Origin of the sequence: Endozoicomonas sp. YOMI1, assembly GCF_024606345.1 — a bacterium.
In the GTDB taxonomy this organism is placed as follows: domain Bacteria; phylum Pseudomonadota; class Gammaproteobacteria; order Pseudomonadales; family Endozoicomonadaceae; genus Endozoicomonas.
Genome location: NZ_JAHHPM010000008.1, coordinates 1 through 8,537, shown reverse-complemented (window position 1 = coordinate 8,537; position 8,537 = coordinate 1). Strand labels below are relative to the sequence as shown.

8 protein-coding genes are annotated in these 8,537 nt (G+C 49.2%); 6 read left to right on the top strand and 2 right to left on the bottom strand.

Annotated elements, in window-relative coordinates:
- Positions 1-351: 351 nt before the first annotated feature.
- A complete protein-coding gene (locus KDK15_RS00245) occupies positions 352-1,206 on the top strand; it encodes a protein kinase (protein WP_257293362.1) in 855 nt (284 codons plus the stop codon).
- 293 nt (positions 1,207-1,499) lie between these two features.
- Here the strand turns inward: KDK15_RS00245 and KDK15_RS00240 are convergent, their stop codons facing one another.
- Entirely contained in the window at positions 1,500-1,850 is a 351-nt protein-coding gene (locus KDK15_RS00240; protein ID WP_257293361.1) for a hypothetical protein, read from the bottom strand.
- Between the two features lie 168 nt (positions 1,851-2,018).
- Between KDK15_RS00240 and ribBA the strand changes: the two genes are divergently transcribed.
- From ribBA to ribA, 5 genes are all read left to right on the top strand, one after another.
- Positions 2,019-3,137, top strand: coding sequence for a bifunctional 3,4-dihydroxy-2-butanone-4-phosphate synthase/GTP cyclohydrolase II (gene ribBA, locus KDK15_RS00235; RefSeq protein WP_257293360.1), 1,119 nt, complete (start codon positions 2,019-2,021; stop codon positions 3,135-3,137).
- A gap of 361 nt (positions 3,138-3,498) precedes the next feature.
- Positions 3,499-3,984 carry a transcription antitermination factor NusB gene (gene nusB, locus KDK15_RS00230; protein ID WP_257293363.1) on the top strand — a complete coding sequence of 162 codons (486 nt, stop codon included), beginning with the start codon at positions 3,499-3,501 and terminating at the stop codon, positions 3,982-3,984.
- A gap of 72 nt (positions 3,985-4,056) precedes the next feature.
- Positions 4,057-5,046 (top strand): thiamine-phosphate kinase, encoded by a 990-nt coding sequence (thiL, locus tag KDK15_RS00225; protein WP_257293359.1) that lies wholly within the window; start codon positions 4,057-4,059, stop codon positions 5,044-5,046.
- A gap of 22 nt (positions 5,047-5,068) precedes the next feature.
- A complete protein-coding gene (locus KDK15_RS00220; RefSeq protein WP_257293358.1) occupies positions 5,069-5,581 on the top strand; it encodes a phosphatidylglycerophosphatase A in 513 nt (170 codons plus the stop codon).
- A 205-nt stretch (positions 5,582-5,786) separates the two neighbouring features.
- Positions 5,787-6,380 carry a GTP cyclohydrolase II gene (gene ribA / locus KDK15_RS00215; RefSeq protein ID WP_066016005.1) on the top strand — a complete coding sequence of 198 codons (594 nt, stop codon included), beginning with the start codon at positions 5,787-5,789 and terminating at the stop codon, positions 6,378-6,380.
- An 88-nt stretch (positions 6,381-6,468) separates the two neighbouring features.
- Here ribA and dxs read toward each other — a convergent pair whose 3' ends face one another.
- The gene (gene dxs, locus KDK15_RS00210) at positions 6,469-8,394 is read right to left on the bottom strand and encodes a 1-deoxy-D-xylulose-5-phosphate synthase (protein ID WP_257293357.1); all 1,926 of its coding nucleotides are present in this window, start codon (positions 8,392-8,394) and stop codon (positions 6,469-6,471) included.
- Positions 8,395-8,537 lie beyond the last annotated feature (143 nt).

Sequence of the window (8,537 nt, the reverse complement as noted above, 5' to 3'; positions counted from 1 at the left end):
GATAGGAGATATTCAGCCCCGTCAACTCGTTAAATTTACGGTGCAGATCCGCCTGGGTGTCGCAGTTTCCATCACCAGAGAGGGCATCAATCAGTGAGAGAATAAAATCCAAAGGACGGATATCTCGCTGTCGTATAGTAAAACCAAGCTGTTCCGCCATACTGAGGAGTTCTGACCGATCGAAACAGGTCAGCAGTTTTTTTCAACTAATCTACTATTTGTAGTACTCATCTTGTTCAGTCTTGATAATGGTTTCGAAGCTTTATTATTGTGGCTGTTCAGGATGAGTTCTGCACTGTAAGTACTGCTTTAATTGGCCTTAATGTCTACCCTAAGAATTGAGATTAGTAAATGCAATCTTTTAATCCATCTGAACCAACTTATCAACATCCACCACAAGCACATTTTGACGAAAACAATGAAGCTGTAGCGCTCATGTCTGGAAGATATATAAAAAAACACCAGATTGGCGAAGGTTGTTTCTCCAAAGTTTTTCTTGCTGAAAAAATAACAGGAAATACAGAAAACAAATATGTCGCACTGAAAGAACCCATCGAATTCGGTGAAATTGAAATCAATACTCTCAAAGGATTAAACCCACATGTAAATATCGTAACAATGTTAGACTACTCTCTGGAGACTTGTACCATTGCTATGGAGCTGGCAGACTGCAACGTAACTCAACTCATTGGTATATGGGGGCAAGACAAAACAAAGCTGAATAGCAAACAGCTGAACTCTTTTATAGCCGAATTATTAAGAGGGTATCTTCACATACAACAAAAAGGCAGGATTAAGAATGCAGATATTGCCTGTGGTAATGTCCTGTATTTTGCCCGAGAGAACAGACTTAAAATTTCTGATTTCGGCCTGATTCAGAATGGCAAACAACAGGAAGAAATAGGTAAGCTTTTGATATCCCTGCTCGACAGGATGGGTCACAACTGTGTGGCAATCCCGCCCGGACGCTTTGAATGCTCTGATTGCGTTAAGGATGCAATAAGAATTTGTAGAGAAGGCCATGCTGGAAGCTTGGAAAGATGGAAACAAGAGCTTAGTAATGAGCAGGAGAAAATCATCTCAGACCTTTTAAACGAACGTCTTGATTCAGACCAGATAGAAAATATCCTGAAAAGCTTAACCAGCCAATTAGAAATACTACCCAGACCTGATACAATTCCCGATCATTTGCTGGTCTGGAAATAACACGGTCCAATGAGTGAGGATCTCGTTAGTAGACAATTGTTGGCGTGCTTTCAATTTTTTCTATCCTGACATTTAGCCTACTATAAGTAATGCGTTAAGTAATTGTCCTTAAATAATTCCGACATTTAGAATTCACTCTCCGTTCCCCCTGCGGAGTCGAAGGGGTGTCTGGCACGATCTATCATGTTTCGGAGTTTACGCCCTTCGACAGGCTCAGGACGAACGGAGTTTGGAAGCTTCAGAATGTGGAAATTATTCAAGGACTATTCCTAAGCCTGCCAGCAATCACAACACTACTTTTTCCTGCCTGTCATGTAGTGTTTGCCCTCTTCATCGTACACAAATAATTCTGCCTCAGGGTATTGACCCATGACTTCAGACAATGTTTTTTTTGGATACTGTTCAAGCTCACCTTCAGAGCCAACAACGCTGAGTACCTTTTCATCAAGATCGCAAACAATGATCCTGCAATTTTCAGTACACGCCATCAGACGAAGATCAATCTGTTCGGCATAATTACGAGGCTTTTGTAACTGTTCAATTTGTTCTTTAAACGTAAAAGTGAGTGCCGGGTCAAACTGCAGCTTACCATTGCCTTGCAGGCACTTTATTCCCTCTTGGTAGGATCGATTTCTTAATCCCATAATGCTGGAATGACGTCTAAAACAATTACAACCAAATCACCACAAAGCACAGATCCCCCATAAACAGCTTTTAACCCCTGACGAAAAGAGTAAAATAGCCGCCAAACATTTTTCGCTTATAGCTGATAAGAAATCGTACCGGAAACCACCGGGTATCAGAGGGACATTATGCAGCTGAACTCCATCGAAGAACTTCTAGAGGACATTCGCCTCGGTAAGCCGGTCATACTGATGGATGATGAAGACCGTGAGAACGAAGGTGATTTGATCATCGCTGCGGAGAAAATCACCCCGGAAATTGTTAATTTTATGACCCGTGAGGCAAGGGGATTGCTGTGCCTGACACTGACCGGCGATCGTTGTGATTTTCTTGGCCTTCCGCAAATGGTGGGGGCTTCTGACAACCAGTCTGGCTATGGCACACCATTCACCGTATCCATTGAAGCGGCAGAAGGAGTTACCACGGGTATTTCCGCTCAGGATCGAGCCAGAACCATTTTAACGGCGGTCGACCCACTTTCCCGCCCGGCTGACATTGTCCAGCCAGGTCATATTTTCCCACTTCGCGCCAGACCCGGCGGTGTATTGAGCCGCGCTGGCCACACGGAAGCCGGTTGTGATCTTGCCCGTCTGGCAGGACTGACACCTGCTGCAGCCATTATTGAGATCATGAATGAAGATGGCTCAATGGCCCGTCACCCTGACCTGGAAGCGTTTGCAGAAAAGCACAACCTGAAAATTGGTACTATTGCTGACCTGATCCACTACCGGATTACCCATGAAAAAACCGTAGAAAAGGTTGAGCAGAGAGTCATCAAAACCGACTTTGGCCAGTTCTATCTTTCGGTTTATCAGGACAGCATCAGCGACTGCAAACACCTGGCGCTCAGCAAAGGCTATATTACTCCGGACTCACCAACACTGGTTCGTGTCCACGCCATGGAACCTTTCCGCGACCTTCTGGCAGCCCACAGTGAGGGTGCCCGCCCCAGCTGGTCTCTGCATAAAGCCATGGTCAGGGTAGCAGAAGAAGGCACCGGGGTTGTTGTGCTGCTGGATTCCGGCAGCCATCAGGATCTGGGAATGGCCCTGGAGCGCTTTGTTGATGCCAATGAGCGTACTTCTTCCGATGGTATGTCCAGAGCCTACCAGGCCATTGGTACCGGCTCGCAGATTTTGCGGGACCTGGGCGTTGGCAAAATGCGCCTGTTAAGCTCGCCCATCCGCTTTGCGGCACTTTCCGGATTTGACCTGGAAGTTGTGGAGTATCTGCCATTCGGTGAGTAAGCTCTCATCTGATGGAACCAGGATGTCAATAGCTTAAAAAAATCACAATGGACGATATCCGATCATGTAAACTGATTTGATACTGACCATCCGTATTGAATGCACATCTGTATTTAATGCAAGAGTTACCTTTGCTATTACTATTTGGTTGGTACACTTTCTGCACTTTGATTGCGTTGCTAACGAATGTGTTAAAAAGCCGTTTCAGGTTAATCTGGAAGATGAAATGCTTCCCCTTGATGCTCTGACGGTAACAACCTGGTGACCATGGAAAAATCTGGCAGCAAGGATGGAAAGGCCCACGCCTTTCAAATGATATCCCTTTTATTGAATCTGGAGGCTTGAGGTGAGCACCTCGCCAATGAATAACCCACAATGCACCCCCTTGCAAAAGAAAAGCGCAGACCGGCTCAACCCGTCGGCTCGCAGAAGAGCGCGACAGCTGGCCCTTCAGGCGCTGTATCAGTGGCAAATTGCCAAATCACCACTGAATCAGATTGAAGAGCAATTCCGCACTGACAATGATTTCAGCAAAGTGGATGCTGGCTATTTCAGTGCCATCATTCATGGTGTTCCCAAACAGGCCAACCAACTTGATGAAGCGATGACCGCCGTGCTGGACCGCCCATTGAGCCAGCTTGACCCAGTGGAGCTGTCAGCCCTGCGCATTGGTTGCTTTGAACTGATCAACCGGAAGGATGTTCCTTATCGGGTGGTGATCAATGAAGCCATCGAACTGGTCAAGCGCTTTGGTGCCCAGGACTCCCATCGCTACATTAACGGTATCCTCGACAAGCTGGCACCACACCTGCGTTCTGAGGAAGTACAAGCCTACCGCAAAAAATAGGCTGATTATAAGCTGCTTACACCATGACGGGTGTCAGGCACAGAGGACGACTTGACCATTTAACGGGGATTTATGGCCGCTGGTGTAATGGGTGAATTCGAGCTGATAAAACGCTACTTTGCTCGCCCTGAGATCGCACAGATTCAAGGGCAATATACCAGCAGCATTCTTGGCATTGGTGATGACTGTGCGCTCTTTGACATCCCCCCGGACATGCAGCTTGCCCAGTCACTGGACACCCTGGTGGAAGGGGTTCACTTCCCCGGGGAGTGCGATCCTTTTGCCCTCGGTTACCGGGCCCTGGCCGTCAACCTCAGTGACCTTGCGGCCATGGGGGCAGAACCACACAGTTTTTCCCTCGGCCTGACCCTGCCCAGGGTTTCCGAGCTCTGGCTGAAAGAGTTCTCTGAAGGTCTTGCCCAGCTTGCCCAGCGATTTAAAGTCCCACTTATTGGTGGAGATACCACTAAGGGACCACTGACCCTCTCGCTACAGGTTCAGGGGCTTGTCCCCAAAGGACAGGCCCTGTTACGAAGCGGTGCCCGGCCCGGTGATCTTATCTGTATTACCGGCACACTGGGTGATGCAGCCGGGGCTCTGCCTTCTGTTCTGAATGGCAAGACACCGGAAACCTATGGCGATGAAAGCCTTAAATACCTGTTAAATCGCTATTGGTATCCATCCCCCCGTCTATTTGCCGGGCAATGGCTGCGTCAGGCAGGTGCCACTTCAGCCCTGGATATTTCCGATGGACTGCTGGGGGATCTTGGCCATATCCTCGAAGCCAGCAACGTGGGCGCAGAAATCGAGCCCGAGCTGGTCCCCAGGTCTGCTGCCCTTGACCAGTTCCATGACCAGGATACCGCCCTCACCCTGGCCCTGACCGGTGGTGACGATTACGAACTCTGTTTCACGATCCCCCGCCCCCTGGCTCAGACACTGCCAGCCAAACTCTCAGACGGATGTCGTATAACCTGTATCGGCCAGATTAATGATGAGTCTGGAATAATCAGAGACCCACAGGGCAACCTGCTGAGCAAAAAAGCCTACACTCATTTTTGATTTCTGAAAGAACATAAAGTCCATGACGCTCTCTACCAAACAAGGCATAACGCCAAGAGAAACCTGCTGGAAAAATCCTGTTCACTTCCTCGCCTTTGGCTGCGGCAGTGGGCTGGCTCCCAAAGCACCCGGCACCTTCGGCACCATTGCCGCTGTGTTTTTTTACCTGCTACTGCAGGGATTGAGTCTCTGGACATACCTTGGGACTCTGGTTGTCGCTTCGGTGGTCGGTTTCTGGCTCTGTGGACGAACCGCAAAAGATCTGGGTGTGCACGACCATCCAGCCATTGTCTGGGATGAATTCTGCGGTTTCTGGATAACCATGATTGCCGCCCCGGCAGGATGGCAGTGGATTCTCTTGGGCTTTGTCCTGTTCAGGCTGTTTGATATCTGGAAACCATGGCCGATCAGCTGGCTGGATAAAAAAGTTCACGGCGGTATTGGCATTATGATTGATGACCTGGTGGCGGGTGTCTTTGCATTTTTATCCCTTCAGGCCATTCATTATTTCTATCTGAAGGAAGTTCTCACATAACCCTGACATCGTATTATTAGGCATGAGCTTCCTGAAACACGTCAAACTGTCAGAGCATCGTGGAGTCATGCAGATTGAGACAAATTATTAGTCTATTATTCCGGGTCAGCCTGTAGTTCTCCCTATCTTTCTGCCTTATTACCATACTCGCCTGAAGCCTCACAGACTGATACAATCCGGTCACGAACTACATAAGGAGCAGTGAGTGTCTGTTAGTTTTGTTGCAGAGTCTCGCTTACCCACGCCCTATGGCGAATTCATCATGTATGGCTTCGAAGACAGTGGTACGGGCAAGGAGCATCTGGCATTAACCATGGGGGATGTCAGTCAGGGTGGACCGGTACTTGCCAGAGTTCATTCCGAATGCCTGACTGGTGATGCACTGTTCAGCATGCGCTGCGACTGCGGTCCACAACTTCAGGCGGCCCTGGAGCGTATTGCTGAAGAAGGTCGAGGCGTATTGCTTTATCTCCGCCAGGAAGGCCGTGGCATTGGTCTGCTGAACAAGGTTCGCGCCTATCATCTTCAGGACAGTGGCATGGATACGGTTCAGGCTAATGAAGAACTGGGTTTTGAGCCGGATATGCGCAAGTATGACATGTGCAAAACCATGCTTGATCATCTTGGCGTTTCCAGCCTGAAACTAATGACCAACAATCCACGCAAAGTTGAATCTCTTACCAACCTGGGCATTCAGGTTGCCGAAAGGATCCCGCACCAGACCGGTCAAAACCCTCATAACGAGCGTTACCTGGCCACGAAGGTGTGGAAACTGGGGCACATGTACAACATGGCCTGAACAAATCAAAAAGGGAGCCATTTGGCTCCCTTTTTTATCATCTCGACTTTTTCGTGAAAAGGACAGTTGTTCAGGACAAACACAGCCACTAAGCCGGGGCTGCCGCCTTACCAAGATGAAATGACTTCCGCTCTATCCGCTCCATCCGGTCACGAACCGAACGAATAATACCCTCCTTATCCAGCCCGCACTGAGCCAGCTGTTCCTTATGGCTCGCTGCTTCAATGTAGGTATCAGGAATACCAAGATTCAGAACCGGCACAGTAATTTCCTGTTTCTGCAGATATTCCATAACGCCTGAGCCTGCACCACCAGCAATACACCCTTCTTCAAGGGTCACCAACAGCTCATGGTTAGCGGCAAGCTCTCTGACCAGTGCTGCATCCAGAGGTTTAACAAACCGCATATTGGCAACCGTTGCTTCCAGCGACTCAGCAGCTGCCAGGGCATTCCCCAACAAGGTGCCAAACACCAGCAGCGCTACCCTGCTTCCTTTACGGCGAATTTCACCTTTACCAACAGGCAGAGGCTCAAGATCAAGGCAAATCTTGGCACCAGGTCCTGTTCCACGAGGATAACGAACCGATGCCGGCCCATTATAAAGAAAACCAGTAGACAGCAGCTGTCGGGTTTCATTTTCATCACCCGGCGTCATCACCAGCATATCAGGGATACAACGCAGATAGGCAATGTCGTAGCAGCCACCATGGGTTGGGCCATCTTCCCCCACCATGCCCGCACGGTCGATGGCAAAAAGTACATCCAGCTTCTGCACAGCGACATCATGAATCAGCTGATCATAAGCACGCTGCAGGAATGTCGAGTAGATCGCAACAACCGGCTTGAGGTCTTCACAGGCCATGCCTGCCGCCAGTGTGACACAGTGCTGCTCAGCAATCGCCGCATCAAAATAACGCTCCGGAAAGTGATCCGCAAAACGAATCAGGTCAGAGCCTTCTTTCATTGCCGGCGTGATACCCATCAACCGCTCATCCGCTGCGGCCATATCATACAACCACTGTCCAAAAACATTGGCGTATTTGGGCTTCTTGGGAGCAACCATTTTCAGGTTCTCGGTTGCCTGAGGTTCCAGCTTGTTAATGGCATGGTAACCAATAGGATCCTGCTCGGCCGGATTAAACCCTTTCCCCTTCTGAGTCACCACATGCAAAAACTGAGGTCCTTCGAGGTCTCTCATGTTTCTCAAGGTATGAATCAACATGGGCAGGTCATGACCATCAATAGGGCCGATATAGTTAAAACCCATCTCTTCAAACAACGTTCCGGGAACAACCATTCCCTTGACGTGTTCTTCGGTTCGTCTTGCCAGCTCCCAGGCACGGGGAATAACATTCAGAACCTTTTTACTGCCTTCACGAATGTGGTGGTAAGTCCGGCTGGCAAGTATTTTGGCCAGATAGTTGGAGAGCCCGCCAACACTTCTGGAAATGGACATGTCGTTATCATTGAGAATCACCAGCATATTGGCCTTTACATCAGCTGCGTGATTCATGGCTTCATACGCCATACCCGCCGTCATGGAGCCATCGCCAATCACTGCAACAGCGCGTCTGTTTTCACCTTTAACCCGGGCAGCAATTGCCATGCCAAGCGCCGCACTGATAGACGTGCTGGAATGCCCGACACCAAAAGTATCGAACTCACTTTCCTCTCTTTTTGGGAAAGCGGCGAGGCCATCCTTTTGTCTCAGGGATGACATTCTACCCCTGCGCCCCGTCAGAATTTTGTGCGGATAAGCCTGGTGACCAACATCCCAGACCAAACGGTCTTCCGGAGTATTCAACATATAGTGAAGCGCAATGGTCAGCTCCACTACGCCAAGCCCGGCACCAAAATGCCCCCCTGTTCGCCCAACGGAATACAATAAAAACTCCCGCAGCTCCCGGGCCAATTGTGGCAGACGGGATTCTTCAAGTGCGCGAAGTTGTTCCGGATTATTTACCTGGTCCAGTAAAGGAGTATCAGGCAGTGTCTTGGGTATCTCGTGAAACATGTGCTCGTAATAACGTCTGGAATGATCCGCTGGCTGGCATTGTACACCCAACCTGACAGGAATAGCATCGCACAATCTTGTTGTGCAGCCCAGGAGGCTGTCCGAGAATAGTCTGCCCTACTGCGGTTGCGATAAATTGGTCT